Source organism: Streptomyces tailanensis, from assembly GCF_008386495.1.
GTDB lineage: Bacteria > Actinomycetota > Actinomycetes > Streptomycetales > Streptomycetaceae > Streptomyces > Streptomyces tailanensis.
In genome coordinates, this window is sequence record NZ_VTHJ01000036.1 from 1 (window position 1) to 20,133 (window position 20,133).

The window sequence follows — 20,133 nt, forward strand, 5'->3', positions numbered from 1 at the left end:
TGCCGGGAAACCGGCATGCACGGTTCTGAGGGGGCCGGGGCCCGGCGACGGGCTCCGGCTACCCGACAGTGCGTAGCCAAGTCGAAGGCCGTGTACGCGCACAACCAAGCGCACCCCGAGCACCGGCAGACCTGCGGCCCGGCGCAACTGGACCGCATGCTGACTGAGGCACGCGAGCACACGCCTTGGCTACGCGCCGGAAGCTCGGTCCCGCAGCAGCAGGCCATCCGGGACTTCGGCCGCTCCCGTACGAAGGCGCAGAAGGACATCAAGGACCGCCTGCCCCTGCGGCAACGGGCCGGGATGCCCAAGTATAAGAAGAAACGTGAAGCGGCCCCGACGCTGAATTACACCCGGCGCGGGTTCCAATTGAAGGACGGGCACCTGCACTTGGCGCGCGGAATCGTGCTGACAGTGGTGTGGTCGCGTCGGTTGCCCGCTGCACCTTCCAGCGTACGCGTGTACCGCGACAGCATCGGGAAGTGGTACGCCTCGTTCGTCGTGCCCGCCGAGGTCCAGCCGCTCCCCGCGACCGGAGCAGTGATCGGCGTGGACTGGGGTGTGCGGGAGACTGCGACCACCACTTCGGACGCACACGACCTCCCACACATCGGGCACGGAAAGAAGGGCCAGGCCAAACTGAGCCGGTACGAAAGGATGATGGCCCGGCGTAAACCCAAGAAGGGGCAGGCCGCGTCCAAGGGCTACCGCGAAGCGAAGCATCTGCGCGCCAAGACTCACAAGAAGATCGCCCGGCAACGGCAAGACACCGCCCGCAAATGGGCGAAACGAGTCATGCGCGATCACGATGCCATCGCTGTGGAGGACTCCGCCCAAAGTTCCTCGCTGGGACAACGATGGCCCGCAAGGCTGCCGATGCCGCGATCGGCGCCACCAAGCGGGCCCTGACCGAGATGGGGCGCAAGCACGCGCGGGACGTGCGCTTGGTGCACCCCGCGCACACCACCATGGACTGCGGACGTTGCGGAGCGAGAACCAAGCACGCACTCCCGCTGTCCGAACGCACCTACACCTGCATCGCGTGCGGGGCCGTCTCTCCCAGAGACAAGAACTCCGCCCACGTGATGCTCCTCCGGGCAGGTCTGAACCCGGCTGGTGCTGAGGGCGTAAGACCTTCCGGACCGCCGGTCCGGAAGGCTGCCTGAGCCAGGAATCCCTTTCGTTTACGAGGGGAGCATTCAAAGCAGTACGGCTCCGATCAGGACGCTGCTCAGGACGGCGACGACGGCGGTGGCGGCGGAGAAGCGGAGGGCGAAGGCCCGGCCGAAGGTGCCTGTCTGGAGGGCGATCAGCTTCAGGTCGACCATCGGGCCGACCACCATGAACGTGAGCCGCGCGAGGGGGGAGAAGCCGGTCAGGGAGGCGGCGACGAACGCGTCGGCCTCGGAGCAGACCGAGAGGAGGATCGCGAGCGCGGCGAGGAACAGTACCGACAGCCAGGGTGAGTCGGCGACCGTGTCGAGGACGGAGCGCGGGACCGCCACGTTGAAGGTGGCCGCCGCCATGGCGCCGACGACGAGGAAGCCGCCCGCGTGCAGGAAGTCGTGCTGGAAGCCGAGCCGGAACTCCGTCCAACGGCTGTGGCCGGGGCGGTGTCCGGTGTGGCGTACGGGGTTGGACTTGAGCCATTCCTCTCGGCCTAGCCAGAGCCACAGCCAGCCCATCGTGGCGGCCGCGAGCAGCGATGCGAGCAGCCGGGCCAGCACCATGGCGGGGCTGCCGGGGAAGGCGACGGCCGTCGCGGTCAGGACGATCGGGTTGACGGCCGGGGCCGAGAGAAGGAACGCGAAGGCGGCGGCGGGATTGACCCCTCGGCGTATCAGGCTGTTCGCGACCGGTACGGACGCGCACTCGCAACCGGGGAGGACGACCCCGGCCGCGCCCGCGACCGGTACGGCCAGCGCGGGCCTCCTCGGCAGCACCTTGCTGAACACCCGGGCCGGCACGAACGCGTTGATGGCGCCGGACAGGGCCGTGCCGAGCAGCAGGAACGGCAACGCCTGCACGGTGATGGAGAGGCAGACCGTCCGCCAGGCGTCGATGGCGGGGTTGTCCGTCCCCCGGCCGACGAGGTAGAGCACCACGCCGGGGATGACCGCCGCGCCAAGGAGCAGCAGGGGCCAGTGCCGGGGCCAGTCGCGTATGGGGGCCTCGTCGGTATCGGACCCGGCATCGGCGCCGGTCGTCACCGGGGCCGGCGCGACAACCGTCTCCCTCTCCGTCACTGCCCCCACCTTCCCCGCCGGTCGATGCGCCTTCCGCATCCCGGCCCTCCCACCCGAACTCAAGGATCTCAAGGATCTCAAGAGTCCCGGCGGGCCCGACGAGGTCGACGGGCCCGACGATCTCGACGCCGAATGTAGGACGATCAGATCGAACGGATCGAACATAGCGGTCTACGGCACCGCGTCCCATCGCTTCACACCCCGCCGAGGAGCGATTCCAGGCCCTCGTCGAGGACCGGTGCCAAGTCCTCGCCGCCGGCACCGACGACGGCGTAGGAGCGGCGCAGGAAGCGGCGGAGGGCGGCCGTTTCGAAGTGGATCATCGCCAGGCCGTGCGGGGAGTTGAGTTCGACGACCGTGCGGGCCCGTCCGCAGGGCCAGATGTGGACGTCGCCTATCCCGGCAGGGCCGCTCAACCCCTCGTCCAACAGGGCACGGGCGAACGCCCACGTCACGCTCGCGTCGTCCAGCGAGGCGCTGCCGGGGAAGTCGATGTGCACGGCGTAGGGGTCGGCGGCGGTGTAGCGCAGCGTGGCGCGGACCGCGACCTCCTGGTAGTCGGGGGTGATGAGGCGGGCACGGGCGGGCTGTGCGAGGGCGGTGTCCATGTTGTCCATGTGAAGTTCTCCGAGTGCGGTTGAGTGGGCGGCCAGTTGGCCCCGACGCCCTTCTCGACCTCGCGGAGTACCTGGGCATTACGCGTTACTCACGTCAACTTCCGTGACGTGAGTCACTCTTTCGCGATTACTGTACGTGTTTGTCATCCAGCCTTACAAAATCAACCTCGTCCCATTAGCAGGCGACTAGAGAGCCTTCCTCCATGACCGACGGTCACGCCACCGTGCCCGCCGTACCCGCTGCGCCCGTTGTTCCGGCTCAGGGGTCCGCGCCCGCGCCCAGTTCGCCCAGTTCCATGTCCGCGTCCGCGTCCGCGACCGCCGCGTACACCCGGATCTACGAGGAGCAGCATCCGCGCCTCGTCGCGTACGCGCGCTCCCTCACCCGTAACGCCTGGACGGCCGAGGACCTGGTCGCCGAGGCGCACTTCCGTGTGTGGCGGCGACTGTCGGCGGGGCATGAGATCGAGAACGTACCGGCGTATCTGATGACGACGGTCAAACATCTCGCGGTCACGGTCGGGAGCGCGACGCGGGAGACGCCGCAGGATCCGACCGCCCCCGAACGGGTCGAGACCGGCGCCCACGCGGACGACGTCGCCGCCGACCCCGCCGAACAGGTCTCTTCCGTCGACCTGTTGGTGCGGGTGCTGGGCCAGTTGCCCGAGCGGTGGGTGCAGGCGCTGTGGCTCGCCGAGGCGGAGGGGCAGCCGCTGGAGACGGTCGGACAGCGCATCGGCGCCAAGCAGGGCGCGACGGCGGTGCTGTTGCACCGGGCGCGTGAGGGCATGCGTCAGGCGTTCCTGCGCGAGCAGGAAGGGGCGCCGGTCGATCCGGCGTGCCAGGTGCGTTGGGGGCGCATGCCCGCGTACGTGCGCGGTACGGCGACCCCGCGACAGTCCGAGCAACTGCTCAGCCATGTCGACGAGTGCGACGACTGCAGTGCCCGGCTCGCGGTCCTGATGCGCACGAACGACCGCCTCCCCGCGCTTGTCGGTCCGGCCCTGCTGGTCTTCGTCGTGGGCGGTGGCGGGGGCAAGCTTCTGCTGTCCCTCACCGCCGGGTCGGCGGGGGCCGCCTCGGCGTTGGGTGCGGCGAGCGGTCACGCCGGTGGTGGTCAGCTGTTGCACGCCGTACGGCAGGCCGCGAGCGGGAGTGCGAAGGTCAAGGCGCCCACCGCGGCGGGGGTCGGAGCGGCCGTCGCTGCCGCCGCCGTCGCGGCCGGCATCGTCCTCGGGTCCCTCGACCCGGCCGCGGTTCCGCCGCAGCGGATGCCTGTGGCGCAGGCTCCGGCGGCGCCACGACCGCCGGAGGTTCCCTCGACCGACGTGGCCGAGCGGCGGGACGCCAGGACGGATGCCGCGGCCGTGCCCGGGGAGGGGGAGAGCGAGTCGGGGCGGTCGGACAGCGGGGCCGTCGCCTCGGTCGACGTGGGCCGTGACGACGGTGACACCTCCGTGGGCCAGGTGGAGGACGACGATGAGCCCGGTCAACCGCCCGCCGAGGTTCCGGCGGAGGACGATGACGATGCGTCACCGCCGGACGAGACCGCGCCGCAGGACGACACCCCGCCGCCGGACAGCACGGGCCCGGACTCGGATGCGGAACCTGAGAAGCCGACGAACGGTGGAGACGGGGGCGACGACAAGCCCGGGAACGGGGGCGGCGGTACGGGCGGGGAGGACGACAAGCCGACGGACGACGAGCCGGGGGCGGACACGCCGGAGCCTCCGGGGGGCGGTACTCCGGAGGTTCCGGATACGCCGGATGAGCCTGAGACGCCCGAGGCTCCGGATATCCCGGATACTCCGGATGCTCCGGACAGTCCGGACGACCCGGACACCGGTTACCCCGATGCCGAGGAGCCGGGCGCGGAGGTCCCGGAGGCTGAGACCCCCGACACCGAAACGCCGGACGCCGAGACGCCCACTCCCCCGGCGCCGGAAGAGCCGGCGCCCGCTGAGCCGCCTGCGCCTGGGGATCCCGGGGGCGGTTGCGAGGAGTGAGTGCCTAATCGCCGTAGGGGATCGATGTAGGGCGGCTGCGGGTTGATTGTGGTCGCTCGCGCCCACGCGGCGGAGCCGCAAATCGATACAGTCCCGCGCCCCTTTGGGGCGCGGTTGTTGTGGCCCCATACGAAAAGGCCTGCCTCAGCGTTGAGGCAGGCCTTTTCGTTACGTCACTCCCCGCACCTCACCCCCCATACGGCCGCCTCTCCTTCGCCTCCCTCAGTGCCCTCCCCCACCACGCCAGCTGATCCAGCATCACCTTCGCGGCAGCCGTCGGGGCGGAGGGTTCCTTCAGGTGGCCCATGTCGTCGAAGGAGGCGTGGGCCTGGTGGAAGGAGACCGTGTCGCGGACGGTGGTGGCGTGGAGTTCGGCGAAGACCTGGCGTAGGTGTTCGACAGCGCGCAGGCCGCCCGAGAGGCCGCCGTAGGAGACGAGGGCGACCGGTTTGGCGCGCCACTCGTGGAAGTGCCAGTCGATGAGGTTCTTCAGGGCCGCGGGGTAGGAGTGGTTGTACTCGGGGGTCAGGACGACGAATGCCTCGGCGGTGGCCAGTTTCGGCGTGATCTCGGCCAGTTGTGCCGTGACCTCGGGGGTCGGGGCGAAGGTCGTCGGGAGGTCGGTCTCGGCGACGTCCACGACGTCCACCTCGAAGTCGTCGTGCTCGCGCACCCGGCCCAGCAACCACTCGGCGACCACCGGGCCGAAGCGGCCGGTGCGGTTGCTGCCGACGACCACCGTCACCCGAACCGGGGCGGAGGAGGTGAAGGTGGAAGCGGCGGAGGGGGCGGTGCGGACGTCTGCGTGGGTATCCGTTGCGGTCTTCATGGCCACCACCCTCGTACCTCAACTTTGCTTGAGGTCAAGCTCCCACCAAGCTGCCCCGCCAAGCCGCCCCGCCAAGCCGCCCGATCACCCGTTCACACCCCCACGGCCCCCTCTTCCCCATCTCATCCCCGGCACAGCCTCCGCACAGCCGGTGACCTGCTCAAACGCCCCCCTCCCCACCCTCCGCCGCCATCCCCCTGACACCCATTCACATCATTTCTGACGCCTCATCAGGAAGCGCTCCGACCTGTCTGCCACTTACCTCGGAAGGGCAAGGTGGACTCTCGGAGGAGCAGAGCACGATGCGACGTACCACCCCGCCGCCGGCCGGAACCGCGCTCGCCACCGCGGTGGCTCTCACCGGCGCCCTCACCGGAGCCGCCGCCGTCGCCGTCGCGACCCTCGTCGCCGCGGCCGCGCCGGCGTACGGCGGGGAGGGCGACGGACGGCTGGAGGTGTCCCCGGCGCAGGTCGTCCCCGGCGACGAGGTCACCGTCACCACGGCGGCCTGCGGCGCGGACGGTTCCGCGGCGGGTGACGCCAGCGCGGTGGGGGCCGGCCCCTTCTCCCTGGCACCGGAGGACGCACCGGACTCCGGGCAGGGCGAGGCCGAGGGACGGTTCGAGGTGCCGCCGAGTGCGCAGCCGGGGACGTACGAGATCGTCGCGGACTGCGCGAACGGTGACCGCCGGGTCGCCGGGGACCTCGTGGTCGCCCTCACCGGTACGCGTACGGCGCCGCCGGCGCATCCGAGGGGCAGTGTGAAGACGGGGGTCGGTGGCGCACTCGGCCCCGACCCCGTGCAGACCGCGGCGGGTGTGGCGGCTCTGGCCGTCGCCGCCGCGGGCGGTACCTGGCTCCTGCATCGCCGGGCGAGAGGCGACGGGATCTGACGGACGCCCTCCGCAGTCCGTCCGCCGGTACCGCCATCCCTCCCCTCCGGGCCCGACGCCCCTCGGCCCGGAGGGGAGGAACAGGGAGACACAGAGATGAGGGACAACCCTCGGGCGCGAGAGGAGGCCCGTGTGCGCCGCTTCTCCAACACCCTCATAGCGGGCGTCACCCTCATCGCCCTCTGCTCCGGCACGTGGCTGCTGCGCGACGGCATCGCGTCCCACCCGCCACCGCAGCCGTCCGCCGCGCAGGCCCACCGCGGCCGGCCCCCCACACAGCCGCCCCCCGTCCCAGCCCTTCCTCCCTCCCCGCCCGACCGTGTGCGCATCCCCGCCATCCGCGTGGACGCCCCCCTCATGGGCCTCGGCCTCACCCCCACCGGCAGCCTCGACGTGCCGCCCGCCGAGCGGAAGAACCTCGCCGGCTGGTACGAGTCCGGCACGACGCCCGGTGAGAAGGGCACCGCGATCGTCGCCGGGCACGTCGACAACGCCGACGGCCCCGCCGTCTTCTACCGGCTCGGCGCGCTGAAAAGGGGCGCCCGTATCGAGGTCGAGCGGCGCGACGGCAGCCTCGCCCTCTTCACCGTGCACGCCGTCGAGGTGTTCGACGCCCGCGCCTTCCCCGACGAGAAGGTGTACGGCGCGGCCGACCGGCCCGAGCTCCGCGTGATCACCTGCGGCGGCGGTTACACGAAGGGCACCGGCTACCGGGGCAACGTCGTCGTCTTCGCCCACCTCACGGACAGCCGTCCCTAGGACACGTCACGCCAGCCACTGCTCGTACGCCATCTTCGTCACCAGCGTGAACACCACCGTCAGCAGCACGACCCGGACGAAGCCGCTCCCCTTCTTGAGCGCGGTCCGTGCCCCGACCGTCCCGCCGACGAGGTTGAAGACCGCCATCAGGGCCGCCAGCTGCCAGTACACCGTGCCCTTCCAGGCGAACGTGGCCAGGGCTCCGGCGTTGGTGCAGCAGTTGACGATCTTGGCGGTGGCAGAGGCGGTGACCAGGTCGAGGTGGAGGACGGCGGTCAGGGTCAGGACGAGGAAGGTGCCGGTGCCGGGGCCGATGAGGCCGTCGTAGAAGCCGATGCCGACCCCCGCGAGGCCGATCGCGGCAAGGACGCGGCGCGCGGAGACCGGGCCGGTGGCGGGGGCGGTGCCGAAGGAGGGGCGGAGGATCACGAAGGCGCCGACGGCCAGCAGCACCACCATGACCACCGGCTTCAGGATGTCCGTGCTCATTCCGGCGGCCACGAAGGCGCCGGCCGTCGAGCCGGCGAGGGCCGCCAGACCGATCCGTACGGCGATCCTCACGTCGACCGGGGTGCGGCGCGCGTACGTCACCGCCGCGCCTGTCGTGCCGACGATCGCGACCGCCTTGTTGGTGCCGAGCGCGTACTGGGCGGCCGAGGCGCCGTTCGGCAGGCCGAGGAGGAGCGCGGGGAGGAGCAGCAGCCCGCCGCCGCCCACCACCGCGTCGATCCATCCGGCCGCGAGGGCGGCGAGGCACAGGACGACGACCATGGTCAGTGATATGTCGGGCATGATCGCGACCTTATGGGGCGAGGTAGGTGTGCCGTCCATCGACCTGAGGGTCTTCTGAGGTTGCGGGCGGCGAGAGTCCGACGTGAGCTACGACACCGGCGGGCCGGAACACCCCGAAACGCCCCGGAGCGCGCGCCCCAGCCGTACGCTGCCCCCCGCCCTCCCGTATACGCCCGCGACACCCTCGTATCACCAGGTCAGCGGCGCCTTCCCGGGCATCCTCACACCCCACCCCACCGGGCCGGAAACCCCTCACACTCCCCTCGGGGCCGTGGGGAGGGCAGCGTTCCTCGTGGGAAACAGACGCGATGCGGTCGGGTAACACCGGCACCGCACGCTCAAGGGCATGACCTCGGATGAGCGTGTGGTGGTGATCGGCTCCGGCCTCGCGGGTGTACGTCTCGCCCGGCGGCTCGGAGAGCTCGGCATGCCCGCCACGCTGATCGGCGAGGAGGAGCACACACCGTACAACCGGGTGCTGCTCGCCGAGGTCCTGGCCGGGCGGTACGCCCCCGAGGTGATCGCGCTGCCCGCCCCCGCCGAGCTGACGCGCGGCCGGGTGGTCCGTATCGACCGCGAGATGCGAGCCGTACATCTCGCGGACGGTGCGGAGATCGCATACGACACGCTCGTGCTGGCGACCGGGTCGAACCCGGTGCTGCCGCCGCTGCGCGGTCTCTGGGACCCGGAGCGGCACGAGTTCCCCGACGGGGTGCACGCGTTCCGGACCATGGACGACTGTCTGGGGCTGTCGAAGGCGGTACGGCCGGGTGTACGGGCCGTCGTGATCGGCGGCGGGCTCCTCGGGGTCTCCGCCGCCCGCGCGCTCGCCCTGCGCGGCGCCCAGGTCGTCCTCGCCCAGCAGGGCGAGCGGCTGATGGAGCGTCAACTCGACCCGTCCGCCTCGAAGTTGGTGCGTCGACACCTCGCCGACCTCGGCGTCGAGGTGCACACCGAGACCCGCGTACGGGCCGTCCGCAGCGTCGGCGGGGCCGTACGGTCGGTGTCGATGGCCGACGGGTACGCGCTCGACGCGGACCTCGTGGTCATCGCCTGCGGCGTCCACCCCCGGGTGGGTCTCGCCCAGGAGGCGGGGCTCGCGGTGCACAAGGGCGTCATCGTCGACGAGGAGCTGCGCACCTCCGACCCGCACATCCACGCGATCGGCGACTGCGTTCAATTCGAGGGCACGGTCTACGGCCTCGCCACCCCGGCGCTCGAACAGGCCGATGCCCTGGCCGAGTTGCTGGCCGGGAACGCGGACTCCCGCTACACCGGAACCCGCGCCCTGACCCGCCTGACGCTCGCCGGACAGGACTTCCTCGATCTCGCCGCGTTCGGCGAGCCCGAGCCCCAGCCGGGTGACGACGTCATCCAGCTCGCCGACGCCACCCGCGGCACCTACCGCAAGGTCGTCGTCCGCGACGACCGCCTGGTCGGCGGGGTGCTCGTCGGCGAACTCGGCACCGTGGGCGCGCTCGCCCGCGCCTGGGAGGGAGCAGAGCCGCTCCCCGCGAACGGCGCTCCCCTGCTCCACCTGCTCACCAACGATGGAGGCTCCTGAATGACCGCCACCCCGGGGGCCACCCCCACGATCGTGCTCGTCGGCCACGGCATGGTCGGCCAGCGCTTCCTCGAAGCGCTGGCCGAGCGCGGCCTGACCGCCACGCACCGCGTGGTCGTGCTCTGCGAGGAGCCGCGCCCGGCGTACGACCGCGTGGCGCTCACCTCGTACTTCGCGGGCAAGACGCCCGAGGACCTGTCGATGACCGACATGGCGTTCATCGAGCAGCACGGCATCGAGCTGTTCGTCGGCGACCCGGCCGAGACCGTCGACCGCGAGGCCAAGAAGGTCACCGCGCGCTCCGGCCAGGTCTTCGAGTACGACATCCTCGTCCTCGCCACCGGCTCGTACCCCTTCGTGCCGCCGGTCCCGAACAAGGACGCCGAGGGCTGCTTCGTCTACCGCACGATCGAGGACCTGCTCGCGATCGAGGAGTACGCGAAGACCAAGGCCCAGGTGGGTGCCGTCGTCGGCGGCGGTCTGCTCGGACTTGAGGCGGCCGGTGCCCTCAAGGGTCTCGGGCTGACCTCCCACATCGTGGAGTTCGCGCCCCGGCTGATGCCCGTGCAGGTCGACGACGGCGGTGGCGCGGCCCTGCTGCGCACCATCGAGGACATGGGGCTCAGCGTCCACACGGGCGTCGGCACCCAGGAGATCGTCGTCGGTGAGGACGGCGCGGTCACCGGGATGAAGCTGTCCGACGGCTCCGAACTCGCCACCGACATGGTGGTGTTCTCCGCCGGTGTCCGCCCCCGCGACCAGCTGGCCCGCGAATGCGGCCTCACGGTCGGCGAGCGCGGCGGCATCACCGTCGACGAGCAGTGCCGGACCGTCTCCGACCCGCACGTCTTCGCGATCGGCGAGTGCGCGCTGGCGGCGGACGGCCGGGTGTACGGCCTGGTGGCCCCCGGTTACGAGCAGGCCGAGACGGCCGCCGCGACGATCGCCGCCGACGAGGCCGCGTTCACGGGCGCGGACATGTCGACGAAGCTGAAGCTGCTGGGCGTCGATGTCGCCTCCTTCGGTGACGCGCACGGCGTGACCGCCGACTGCCTGGACGTCGTGTACTCCGACTCCCGCTCGGGCGTCTACAAGAAGCTGGTCATCGGCCGCGACGGCGAGCTGCTCGGCGGCATCCTGGTCGGCGACGCGGAGGCGTACGGCACGCTGAAGGCGTTCACCGGTTCGGTCCCGCCGGTCTCACCCGAGTCGCTCGTCCTCCCGGCGGGCTCCGGCGGCGGCGCGCAGCTCGGCCCGTCCGCACTGCCGGACGAGGCGATCATCTGCTCCTGCAACAACGTCCGCAAGGGCACGATCCGCGGCGCGGTCACCGAGCACAAGTGCACCACCGTGCCCGAGGTGAAGAAGTGCACCAAGGCCGGTACGACCTGCGGCTCCTGCGTCAAGGTGCTCGGCCAGCTGGTCACCGCCGAGCTGGAGGCCAGCGGCGTCGAGGTCGACAAGGGCCTGTGCGCCTGCTTCTCGCAGACCCGCGAGGAGCTGTACGAGATCGTCCTCGCCCTGCGCATCAACACGTACCAGGACCTCCTCGACCGGTACGGCCGCGAGGACGCCCGGGGCGGCGACGGCTGCGAGATCTGCAAGCCCGCGGTCGGCTCGATCATCGCCTCCCTCGCCCCGACGATCGGCGCCGACGGCTACGTCCTCGAAGGCGAGCAGGCGGCGCTCCAGGACACCAACGACCACTTCCTGGCCAACCTCCAGAAGAACGGCTCGTACTCGGTCGTCCCCCGCATCCCCGGCGGTGAGATCACCCCCGAGGGCCTGATCGTGATCGGCGAGATCGCCCGCGACTTCGGTCTCTACACGAAGATCACGGGTGGTCAGCGCATCGACATGTTCGGCGCGCGGGTCGAACAACTCCCCCTGATCTGGACGAGGTTGGTGGACGCCGGCTTCGAATCGGGACACGCCTACGGCAAGTCCCTCCGCACAGTAAAGTCCTGCGTCGGCCAGACCTGGTGCCGCTACGGCGTACAGGACTCGGTCCGCATGGCGATCGACCTGGAGCTGCGCTACCGGGGCCTGAGGTCCCCGCACAAGCTCAAGTCGGCGGTCTCCGGGTGCGCCCGCGAGTGCGCGGAGGCCCAGTCGAAGGACTTCGGCGTCATCGCGACGTCGAACGGCTGGAACCTCTACGTCGGCGGCAACGGCGGCGCGACCCCGCGCCACGCGGACCTGCTGGCCCAGGATCTGAGCGACGCCGAACTGATCAAGCTGATCGACCGGTTCCTGATGTTCTACATCCGCACGGCGGACCGTCTCGAACGCACCTCGACCTGGCTGGAGCGGATCCCCGGCGGCCTGGACCACGTACGGGACGTGGTCGTGGAGGACTCCCTCGGCATCTGCGAGGAGCTGGAGTCGCTGATGACCGCGCACGTCGCGCACTACGCCGACGAGTGGGCCTCCACCATCAACGACCCCGAGAAGCTCGCCCGGTTCGTGTCGTTCGTCAACGCCCCGGACACCCCGGACCCGGTCGTCGGCTTCGTCCCCGAGCGCGACCAGATCAAGCCCGACCTGCCGCTGCTGTCCATCGGCCTGCGGCCCGCCGCCGCCGAAGAAGTCCTGGAAGGAAGCGCCCAGCGATGACCCTGGCCCCCGAGAAAACCGATGTGAAGATCCAGCTGCGGCTGGCGGACAGCTGGTTCACGGTCTGCGACCTGGCCGTACTGACCCCGGGCCGCGGCGTGGCCGCCCTGCTCCCCGACGGCAACCAGGCCGCGCTCTTCATGGACCGCGCGGGCAAGCTGTACGCCATCGACAACCGCGACCCCTTCGGCGGCGCCGCCGTCCTCTCCCGCGGCCTCATCGGCACCCACCAGGGCCGCCCGTTCGTGGCCTCCCCGCTCCTGAAGCAGCGCTTCGACCTGGAGAACGGGCAGTGCCTGGACGACGAGACGGTACGTATTACGGCGTACGAGGTGCGGGCGGCGTAGAGCGTCTCTGATCAGCTAAGCGAACCTGTGCGAACCGTGGGGTTCGGTGTGGGTTCTGCCCACTGTGGTGGGGTGGCGTGGGCGTGCAGGTGGAAGCCTGCGCCCAGTGCTGCCCCTCTGGGCCGGTGTCGGCGGGTGGTGGGTGTGCTTGTGCTGATCGTTGTCACGCCCTGGTGCCGGTGGGCTGCGCGGGGCAGCCTCGTCCGGCCCTGTGGTGCGTGTCCCTCCGGACGCTTGCCCGCCGGACCGCAGGGGCCGGTGGGGGAGGGTGCCCTGCGTCGCCTGGGCGCGGGGCGTGGGGTGCGGCGCCGGGTGGGTCCGGTCTTGGACCGGTCCCGGCGGGCTGGTGGGGTGGTCGGTTCGACCACGGCGGTGGCTTCGAGCGTGTCGACCACGCTGCGGATGGCCATGGTCCCGCTGGCGCGGTCCACCACGGTCTTGGTCTGGTGGGTGAGGCCGCGGGCGGCGATGCGCTGCCACGCCCCGGTGTCGCGGTCGCCCTGCCAGCCGCAGTCGGAGTTGGGGCAGGTGGCCCATTTCCAGCCGGGTGTGGTGGGCCGGTCGGGGGCTTTGCGGTGGCGCAGCGGGACCAGGCAGCGGGGGCAGTGCCGGGAGGTGCCGCGGGCGGGGACGGTGACGACGGCGATGCCCGTCTCGGCGGCCAGGTGCCGCATCCGGTCCACGATCTGCCCTCGTACCTGCTGGGACAGGCGGGTGTTGAGGGTGCGGCCCATGCCGCAGGCCTCCATCGAGCGCAGGTCCTCGACGTAGATCACGCTCGCACCGGCGGCGATGGCCTGGTCGACCGTCCACCGTGCGGCGGACCAGGCGAGCGCGTCGTTGAGGTTGGAGCGCCGGGCCGACACGTGCCGGATCTCCTCGGCCAGCACAGCGTGCCTGCCGCTCAGGCGGTGGCCGTCGGCGTCGTTGATGAGGCACTGGTAGTGGTCGGTCTTGGCGTGCAGGTACTCACTCTCGCGGCGTAGCCGGTGCTGCTTGGCCAGCACCCCGGCCGCGCGGAACTGGGCACCGCCTCCGAGAGCGGTGATCGTGCCGTTGTCGTGCAGCCGGACCGCGCCCGCGCTGAGCAGGGTGTTCAGGCCCCAGTCCACGCCGAGTGCGGTCGTGTGCCCGGTGCGCCGGGCCGTGGGCACGGCGTGGCTGTGGGCGAGGTCGGCGTGGACCCGGCCGGCGTGGATGCGCAGGGTGGGCAGGTGCAGCACCGCGCCGGGCGGGACGGTCGGCGGCAGTGTGATCGGGCAGGCCACCCACGCCCAGTCCGCATAGGAGCGCGGGTCGGGGCGGGTGGGCAGCTGCAGCCGCAGCAGCGCCCGGCCCGGATCGTCGGTACGGACGATGGTCGCCTGCTGGCTGTCACAGGCGGACAGCAGCAGCATCCGCGCCGCCTGGGGCGCGGCCTCCAGTTCGAACACGTCGGCCGGCATGCGGCCGTGCTTGCCTGCGAAGGCGGCGATCTGACGGGTCCGGGACCTGATCACACCCGACGGCAGGTGCTTGCCATCGGGGACGGCTTCACGGACGGCATCCCACTCCTCAGGGGTACGCCTCACCGGGTCGGCGGGCCACGTGGCGATGACCCCGCCGGTCACATCGGCCCGCCATGCGGCCGACCGCAGCAGGCGCCCGGCCTGCTCCTGGGCCATGCGCACGACCCGGTCATTGACACGCACACCCTCAGGCGGCACCGCAGTCCAGCCCAGCCGCCGCAGCGCCATCCAGGCCTGCGACGGCAGCCCGCGACCCTCGACGTCCACGCCCGCAGCCAGCGCCTCCACACCGGCCGCGTTCCAGTGCTCCGCCAGTAGCCCGGCGGCCATGCGGGACACCAGATCCGCCGCCCAGCCCACCCGCTCCGCGAGCATGGCGGCCGACAGCACCTCGCCCGTCCTCTCCACCACTGCCGACCGCAGCAGACCACGAGCACAGGCCGTGCGGGCCGTCTCGCCCTCGCCGAGCGGCAGCCTCCGGCTCACCGGCCCCTCCCCTCACCCATGGTGCTGTCATCCGATCAACGACACACCCACGACAAGGTCACGCATTCGATCCACGCACCCACATACGACCCCGCCATCAGCGCCCGCCCCACGACATGACACCGACACACGACACACACCACTACGGATCACCACGGATCCCAAAGGAAACACGTGAGCCTGTCGCTCAGCTCGTAGGAGGGGTGGTTCGCGCGCGAACCACCCCTCACGCCTTCAGCTGGTCGTACATCACCCCGGTCATCCGCTCCGACTCCTCCCAGAGGAGTTCACCGGCGCGGTCGTTGAGGGTCCATGGGGCCCGGGGCGACCCGGCGGGCGAGCCGCGCCACATCGCGAACGACGGGCCGATGAAGGCGTCCGGCTCGACGCCGGGCGCGGTGGCCGCGTACAGCGTCGGCAGGGCGCCCGCCTCGGCGGACTGGGCGAAGAACCGGTTGCCGATCCGCATGAACGCCTCCATGCCCTTACGGCCCTCCGCGCTCGGCCCGGAGGTCTGGAGGTTCGTCGCCGCGTACCCGGGGTGCGCGGCGGCCGCGACGCCATCGGCGCCGGCGGCCGCGAGCCGCCGGGCCAGCTCGTGCGTGAACAGCAGGTTGGCCGTCTTGGAGCGGGCGTAGGCGAGCCAACGACCGTACGCGCGCTCGCTGTTGAGGTCGTCGATGTCGATGTTCGCCCTCATGTGCATGCCGCTGGAGAGGGTCACGACCCGTGCGCCGGGGGTGGCCAGGAGGGTGGGCAGCAGCAGCCCGGTGAGTGCGAAGTGCCCGAGATGGTTCGTCCCGAACTGCGTCTCGAAACCGTCCGCCGTCCGCCCCTCCACCACGGCCATCACACCCGCGTTGTTGATCAGCAGATCGAGGCGGTCGTCGTGCGTACGGTCGTGGGTACGGCCGTACGTCGCGGCGAACTCCCGTACGGAGTCCAGGTCCCCGAGATCGAGCCGCATCAACTCGACGCTGCTCTCCGGGACTTCGGAGGTCATGCGGTCCAGGGCCGCGGCACCCCGCTCCTCGCTCCGGCACGCGAGGACCACGTGGGCGCCGTGCCGGGCGAGTTCACGGGCGGTGACATAGCCGATGCCGCTGTTGGCCCCCGTGACGACGGCCGTACGGCCGGTCTGATCGGGGATGTCGTGCGCGTTCCAGCCCGCCATGACGTCACCACCCTCTCAAAGGGGTCCTTCTTGGAGAGCGTACGCGGGCAACCGGGGGCAGGTGGAGACTGTGGGGCTGCCACAGGTGGCCGTGCCGGGCGGCGAGTCCATCGGATGCGGGGTGGGAGGGGAGACTCATTCACAACTCCTTCCGGAATACGTCTCGTTATGCCCTGCGAGACATGGGGTCGCTGTAAGGTGTGAGGCGCCTGCTCTCTCGCACGCACGCCTCTGGCCGCGTCGTGCGGTCGGAGTCCTCACACAGTGGGGTGACCTTCGGCGAGAGGAGAAGGCACGTGGAGGACGAACAGGGACGAGAGCCCGAGGATCTTCCCCGGTGGGTACGCTCACTGGTTGCGATCCTGGGTGCGCTGGCCCCGTTCGCGCTGTGTGTGGTGATGCTGCTGCGCTAGTCGGCGCACGCAGGGTGGGTTTCGACTGAACGGGCCTTGAGATAGGTCCGGCTGACCCGAGATCAGCCGGACCCACCCCGATCTCACACACTGGCCGAGCCGCCGGTTGCAGCCGGGGGCTCGGCCCTTCCGCGTGTGGGCCTCAGTTGCAGCCGAACCTATACTTGGGGCTGCTTCGTGTAGCTACACCATAGCCAACAGAGGCAAGTCTTAAGAGTCATTCCGTGGCCTCTTACGCCTTCAATTCGCCTCTTGTGAACCCGTCATGCGCATCGGATTGCTCTGCCTCGGATCGCAGGTCAAGTGACTGTTGGCAGGGCGGGGACGTCCTCGACCGCGAGGCTGTGCTGAGGTCCGTACCCCGATCGCTGGCCAGTCGCCCGACGCGCAGCATGTCGTCGTCACCAAGTGCAGATGCAGGCGGGTTCGTCGTCGCTGAACGGCGTCAGGTCGTCGGCGAACCGACCGCCGGGGCGGACGCGGTCGAGCAGGGCCTGCGTCGCATAGCGCCGATCCGCCTCGTCGGGGATGTCCGACTGATGCTGAAGGGCCACCAGCGCACGGGTGGAATCGACCGGAACCCGCCCGGAGAAGACGTACGCCGCTGATGGGGCCGGCCCGCCGCCCTGTGTCGGCTTGCCCCGCCGGACGAAGGCCCGCGAGCTCCTTGCGTCCGGGGCACCGTCACCCCGCCTGTCTCACACAGCCTGACCGGCGAGCCCGCCCATCACCACCGCACCTCCATCAAGTTCGAAGACCCGCCAAACGGGTGTGTGAACGGGTCCAAGAACATGTGGCTGAAGAACGTACAGCGTCGAGCGGCGGCCCAATCCGCAATCAAGGTCAAGCATCGTCGCCGTGCGCTACACGTGCACATGCTGCGTCGTGAGCCGTTCTGATCAGAAATTGCCCGGTATCCCTTCGCGTCCGCGGAGCGGATGCCGGGGCCTTTTTTCTGGGCTTGGACTATTTGGCGGGCAACGGAGAGGGCGGAGTGATCAACCGGGCTCGTTCATACAGTTCCCGCGCTGTTAGATTACCCAGGTAGGACCGAATGAGCTTGAACATTTTCTGCACTCGCTGTTCTGCACGCCCGGATTGAACGAGTGGGTAGTCATCCAATGCGAGATTCCAAGTGGCGCAGGCAGCTTCCAGGTGCCCAATGGAGAGTTGGCGCTCAGCAAGAATGGTGCGATGGTGTACGCGTGTACGCCGGTAAACGTTGTATCGCAACTTGTCGGCCTGCTGCATTGCCTCAACAGCGCCCGTCATGTCACCGAGTTCGTACCGCACTTGACTTGTGTGGTAATTGAGGGCGGCAGGGTCGTACGAACCAAAGATTTTTGCTCGGGATTCTGCTTTGTCCATTGCAACTTCGGCTTCCCGAAGATACATAAGAGCCTTATTTCGTTCGCCAGTCTGGGCGGCAGCGTGTGCCTGTTGGCCAGCAAGGAAGGCACGCATTCGCGGACCGGCATTCGGAGAAGCGGCAGCAGCAGCATCGGCTAGCCGCATGGCTTGTTGCCCGTGCCCTAGCTCTACAGCCTGAACGCTCATCCCTCGCAGGGTTGTGCAGAACGTCAGGTGATCCTCTGACGCTCCGGCAAGCTCCAAAGCCTTCAGGTAATACTGTTGAGCCAGCCCGTGAACCCCCTCGTCCGCTGCCATGTAGCCAGTTAGATAGCAGAGATCAGAAGCCGCTGCCATCATTGCCTTTCGAACATGGTCCGGAGCATCCGCCCGAAGGTACGGGGCAACCGTATTCACAAGAAATGCAGCTGCCATAGGGCGCGCATGGCGCCCGCCGAATTGGTCATCAAGGTCAGAAACTCGTTCGGTCATGGCAATGACCATGTCCACTTCGGACATTCCTACCCGCTGGGTCTGGCCTTTCTGGACGGCTTCCATCTGACCAACAACGTCGGGCCAATTGGGCACGGTGAGGGCAACGGAAAACAGACCTGCGCCTAGCAGGCTACGGCGGGACGGGTCCATATCGTTTTGCCCAAGATCAATGAGCCCTTCCACCGTACCCGGATGGGCGTTCGACTGATCCTGGGGCGTGGGAAATCCAGCTTGGGCGTGCGTGACAGGGCGATTCAGTCGGCGGGACAGCGCTTCCAAGACCAATGGCCGCGCTGCCTCCTTCGGCATATGCCCCTTGAGCCACTGGTGAACAGACGGTTCCCGGTAATTGAGGGGCGTTCCGCGTTCCATGCCTACGCGGTTCACGCCCTGGGCGAACTGGCGCAGCGTCCACCCGGTCTCGCGGTACAGCCGCTCAAGATCAGCATTCGGTTCCGGCGTGCTCACTGGCCCTCAACTCCTCGTGCTGGCGTGGCACTTAAAGCTCTTAAGTCCTGCTGCCGCTTCAACGGTACCGCTGTGCGTAGCGGTGGAGTTACCTAGAGCAGTAAGGACCCCAGCGACCGATGCGCGTCGGCCCTGGGGCGTGGACCACCTGAAGGAAGCAGGCAGCCACCCATGTACCTATCACGAACGCTCGAACGAGTGAGAGCCGCGTGCCGGCGAGGCAACCCCGGCAGGCACAGGCGTCCCGCGCTGCCCCAGGAAGCGTCCCAGATGCCCTCCCGCCGGCCCGTGCCGGACGTCCGGGGAGTCCTGGTCGTCGCGCGCAGGCGCCGCAGGGAAGGGCACACCCAGGGCGAGGCATGGCAGCCTCAGCCGCAGGCGCGCGCCTATTGGCCCTCTCCGCTCGACTGGGAGGACACGCCCCTTGTCCGGCCCTACGTCGTGGCGCTGGACACCTTGCCCAGGAACGCCCGGACAGGCGCCCAGGCGTGCCCCTGGGAGGTTGCGCGATGAGCGGAGCCAAGGTCGAGTCCCGCGTGCGCACTGCCGAACTGCCCATGCTGCGCGCTTACCGCCTGTGGTTCGAGCACACCCGCAAGTGCGCCGACGGCTGCAAGGGCAAGCCCAAGGCGCAGGACGGCTGCGAGACCGGACGGGAACTGTGGGGCACGTACCGCCTCGCGCGGGCAGGGATGGCGTCGTGAACTGGGGGATCGAACGCACTCCGGGAAGCCGTGTTCACCGCACCGACGATGGACGCGTGGCCCTTCCGCTGCGGCTCTCCCGCAACGGGGAACACGCGACGGACACTGAGCTTGTGCTCTCCCTGGCAGAGGCCGAGCACCTGCACGCATCCCTGTGCCGTGCCCTCGACGGCCACCCACCGCCCAGGGACGTACCGGACTGTCGCGATGCGGTCGTTGCCGCCAACGCGGTCGATGCCGCCCATGCGCTGAGTGCCAAGGTGGCTGAGGCCAACCGGCGCAGTCGGGGGGCACTGTGACGCGCTCGATCATCAAGGCCGCTGAATGGACGCTCGGGCCGGAAACCGCCGAGAGTGCACCGCAGGGCATCTACTCGGCGGAGTGCCTGACGTGCGGGGCACAGGCACAGCCAACTGACACGAACGCTTGCCGGTTGAGGTGTGGGCGTTGAAGTACACGGGACTGAATCCGACGCATCGTCAGTTCAAGGCAACGGCAGAGACGTTCTGGCGAATCACGCCGAGCGAGGGTAACCCCTACCGCGAGAGCGACCAGGGCGCCTAACTCGCGCCAGCAACACCTCCGATGACTGCCGCTTCCGGGGCCCTGCGAGGGACGAGGGCAGCAACGCCAGACCGCCGCCCCGGTGCCCCCATCCGGAACGGTCCCAGCGCCCCCAACTGTGCGAGCAAGGCCCACAGTTGGGGGCGCCTTACCGTGCACATCCAGACGCATGACCGGTCACGGACTGGGCACGGTCCGGTCACGGTTTCTGCCCCGTAGAGTGCCCGGATACGGCCGTTTCCGCAGGTCACAGGCAGGTGCCCCTACTGCTGCCGCTCCAAGCAGAGAGTGGGGGAGGGACG

18 protein-coding genes and 1 pseudogene are annotated in these 20,133 nt (G+C 69.9%); 11 read left to right on the forward strand and 8 right to left on the reverse strand.

The features are described from left to right. Window positions 1–15 precede the first annotated feature (15 nt). Window positions 16–1,166, forward strand: a pseudogene (locus tag F3T56_RS26675) (RNA-guided endonuclease InsQ/TnpB family protein). A gap of 33 nt (window positions 1,167–1,199) precedes the next feature. Here the strand turns inward: F3T56_RS26675 and F3T56_RS26680 are convergent. Beyond that, the gene (locus F3T56_RS26680; protein WP_246203905.1) at window positions 1,200–2,210 is read right to left on the reverse strand and encodes a permease; all 1,011 of its coding nucleotides are present in this window, start codon (window positions 2,208–2,210) and stop codon (window positions 1,200–1,202) included. Between the two features lie 230 nt (window positions 2,211–2,440). Continuing rightward, window positions 2,441–2,854, reverse strand: a complete 414-nt coding sequence (locus tag F3T56_RS26685; RefSeq protein ID WP_149827978.1) for an SsgA family sporulation/cell division regulator — start codon at window positions 2,852–2,854, stop codon at window positions 2,441–2,443. 212 nt (window positions 2,855–3,066) lie between these two features. Here F3T56_RS26685 and F3T56_RS48245 point away from each other — a divergent pair, with 212 nt between their 5' ends. Further along, window positions 3,067–4,869: a sigma-70 family RNA polymerase sigma factor gene (locus tag F3T56_RS48245; protein WP_246203899.1), complete on the forward strand. Its 1,803-nt coding sequence runs from the start codon at window positions 3,067–3,069 to the stop codon at window positions 4,867–4,869. Window positions 4,870–5,056: 187 nt separating this feature from the next. Here F3T56_RS48245 and F3T56_RS26695 read toward each other — a convergent pair whose 3' ends face one another. Then, on the reverse strand, window positions 5,057–5,698 hold the full coding sequence (locus tag F3T56_RS26695; protein ID WP_149827907.1) for an NADPH-dependent FMN reductase: 642 nt from the start codon (window positions 5,696–5,698) through the stop codon (window positions 5,057–5,059). 302 nt (window positions 5,699–6,000) lie between these two features. Here F3T56_RS26695 and F3T56_RS26700 point away from each other — a divergent pair, with 302 nt between their 5' ends. Together F3T56_RS26700 and F3T56_RS26705 are read left to right on the forward strand one after the other, a co-directional pair. Next, complete coding sequence (locus tag F3T56_RS26700; RefSeq protein ID WP_149827908.1) at window positions 6,001–6,591, forward strand: hypothetical protein; 591 nt, start codon at window positions 6,001–6,003, stop codon at window positions 6,589–6,591. Between the two features lie 96 nt (window positions 6,592–6,687). Beyond that, entirely contained in the window at window positions 6,688–7,350 is a 663-nt protein-coding gene (locus F3T56_RS26705) for a class F sortase (RefSeq protein ID WP_425473626.1), read from the forward strand. Window positions 7,351–7,356: 6 nt separating this feature from the next. On the opposite strand, the gene F3T56_RS26710 is transcribed toward F3T56_RS26705, so the two are convergent. Then, window positions 7,357–8,142 (reverse strand): sulfite exporter TauE/SafE family protein, encoded by a 786-nt coding sequence (locus F3T56_RS26710; protein WP_149827909.1) that lies wholly within the window; start codon window positions 8,140–8,142, stop codon window positions 7,357–7,359. Window positions 8,143–8,488: 346 nt separating this feature from the next. Between F3T56_RS26710 and F3T56_RS26715 the strand changes: the two genes are divergently transcribed. Genes F3T56_RS26715 through nirD form a run of 3 tightly spaced genes read left to right on the forward strand, consistent with a single transcriptional unit; the run spans window position 8,489 to window position 12,669 of the window. Beyond that, window positions 8,489–9,706: an NAD(P)/FAD-dependent oxidoreductase gene (locus F3T56_RS26715; RefSeq protein ID WP_149827910.1), complete on the forward strand. Its 1,218-nt coding sequence runs from the start codon at window positions 8,489–8,491 to the stop codon at window positions 9,704–9,706. Beyond that, a complete protein-coding gene (nirB, locus tag F3T56_RS26720; RefSeq protein WP_149827911.1) occupies window positions 9,707–12,322 on the forward strand; it encodes a nitrite reductase large subunit NirB in 2,616 nt (871 codons plus the stop codon). Then, entirely contained in the window at window positions 12,319–12,669 is a 351-nt protein-coding gene (gene nirD / locus F3T56_RS26725; RefSeq protein WP_149827912.1) for a nitrite reductase small subunit NirD, read from the forward strand. Before nirB ends, nirD begins: the two co-directional genes overlap by 4 nt. Window positions 12,670–12,680: 11 nt before the next feature. Here nirD and F3T56_RS26730 read toward each other — a convergent pair whose 3' ends face one another. The 4 genes from F3T56_RS26730 to F3T56_RS26740 form a co-directional block, all read right to left on the reverse strand. Next, window positions 12,681–14,663 carry a zinc ribbon domain-containing protein gene (locus F3T56_RS26730; RefSeq protein ID WP_149827913.1) on the reverse strand — a complete coding sequence of 661 codons (1,983 nt, stop codon included), beginning with the start codon at window positions 14,661–14,663 and terminating at the stop codon, window positions 12,681–12,683. A gap of 226 nt (window positions 14,664–14,889) precedes the next feature. After that, complete coding sequence (locus F3T56_RS26735) at window positions 14,890–15,837, reverse strand: oxidoreductase (RefSeq protein WP_149827914.1); 948 nt, start codon at window positions 15,835–15,837, stop codon at window positions 14,890–14,892. 814 nt (window positions 15,838–16,651) lie between these two features. Then, window positions 16,652–16,804: a hypothetical protein gene (locus F3T56_RS46415; RefSeq protein ID WP_172639154.1), complete on the reverse strand. Its 153-nt coding sequence runs from the start codon at window positions 16,802–16,804 to the stop codon at window positions 16,652–16,654. A 412-nt stretch (window positions 16,805–17,216) separates the two neighbouring features. Beyond that, window positions 17,217–18,563, reverse strand: a complete 1,347-nt coding sequence (locus F3T56_RS26740) for an NsdA family TPR-like regulatory protein (protein ID WP_149827915.1) — start codon at window positions 18,561–18,563, stop codon at window positions 17,217–17,219. A gap of 509 nt (window positions 18,564–19,072) precedes the next feature. On the opposite strand from F3T56_RS26740, the gene F3T56_RS26745 reads away from it, so the two are divergent. From F3T56_RS26745 to F3T56_RS50465, 4 genes are read left to right on the forward strand one after another with little or no spacing between them, the layout of a single operon-like run. Continuing rightward, window positions 19,073–19,267 (forward strand): hypothetical protein, encoded by a 195-nt coding sequence (locus F3T56_RS26745; protein WP_149827916.1) that lies wholly within the window; start codon window positions 19,073–19,075, stop codon window positions 19,265–19,267. Window positions 19,268–19,323: 56 nt separating this feature from the next. Beyond that, window positions 19,324–19,566, forward strand: coding sequence for a hypothetical protein (locus F3T56_RS47090; protein WP_216373012.1), 243 nt, complete (start codon window positions 19,324–19,326; stop codon window positions 19,564–19,566). Further along, window positions 19,563–19,718: a DUF7848 domain-containing protein gene (locus F3T56_RS50460; RefSeq protein ID WP_484422103.1), complete on the forward strand. Its 156-nt coding sequence runs from the start codon at window positions 19,563–19,565 to the stop codon at window positions 19,716–19,718. Before F3T56_RS47090 ends, F3T56_RS50460 begins: the two co-directional genes overlap by 4 nt. Continuing rightward, window positions 19,694–19,831 (forward strand): DUF7848 domain-containing protein, encoded by a 138-nt coding sequence (locus F3T56_RS50465; RefSeq protein ID WP_484422104.1) that lies wholly within the window; start codon window positions 19,694–19,696, stop codon window positions 19,829–19,831. The genes F3T56_RS50460 and F3T56_RS50465 overlap by 25 nt, the downstream gene beginning before the upstream one ends. Window positions 19,832–20,133: the final 302 nt, after the last annotated feature.

Coding starts and splice junctions, on each gene's coding strand:
- nirD (WP_149827912.1), top strand. CDS start 12,319: ATGACCCTGGCCCCCGAGAAAACCGATGTGAAGATCCAGCTGCGGCTG.
- F3T56_RS26715 (WP_149827910.1), top strand. CDS start 8,489: ATGACCTCGGATGAGCGTGTGGTGGTGATCGGCTCCGGCCTCGCGGGT.
- nirB (WP_149827911.1), top strand. CDS start 9,707: ATGACCGCCACCCCGGGGGCCACCCCCACGATCGTGCTCGTCGGCCAC.
- F3T56_RS26710 (WP_149827909.1), bottom strand. CDS start 8,142: ATGCCCGACATATCACTGACCATGGTCGTCGTCCTGTGCCTCGCCGCC.
- F3T56_RS48245 (WP_246203899.1), top strand. CDS start 3,067: ATGACCGACGGTCACGCCACCGTGCCCGCCGTACCCGCTGCGCCCGTT.
- F3T56_RS26685 (WP_149827978.1), bottom strand. CDS start 2,854: ATGGACACCGCCCTCGCACAGCCCGCCCGTGCCCGCCTCATCACCCCC.
- F3T56_RS26700 (WP_149827908.1), top strand. CDS start 6,001: ATGCGACGTACCACCCCGCCGCCGGCCGGAACCGCGCTCGCCACCGCG.
- F3T56_RS26735 (WP_149827914.1), bottom strand. CDS start 15,837: ATGGCGGGCTGGAACGCGCACGACATCCCCGATCAGACCGGCCGTACG.
- F3T56_RS26705 (WP_425473626.1), top strand. CDS start 6,688: ATGAGGGACAACCCTCGGGCGCGAGAGGAGGCCCGTGTGCGCCGCTTC.
- F3T56_RS26695 (WP_149827907.1), bottom strand. CDS start 5,698: ATGAAGACCGCAACGGATACCCACGCAGACGTCCGCACCGCCCCCTCC.
- F3T56_RS26745 (WP_149827916.1), top strand. CDS start 19,073: ATGAGCGGAGCCAAGGTCGAGTCCCGCGTGCGCACTGCCGAACTGCCC.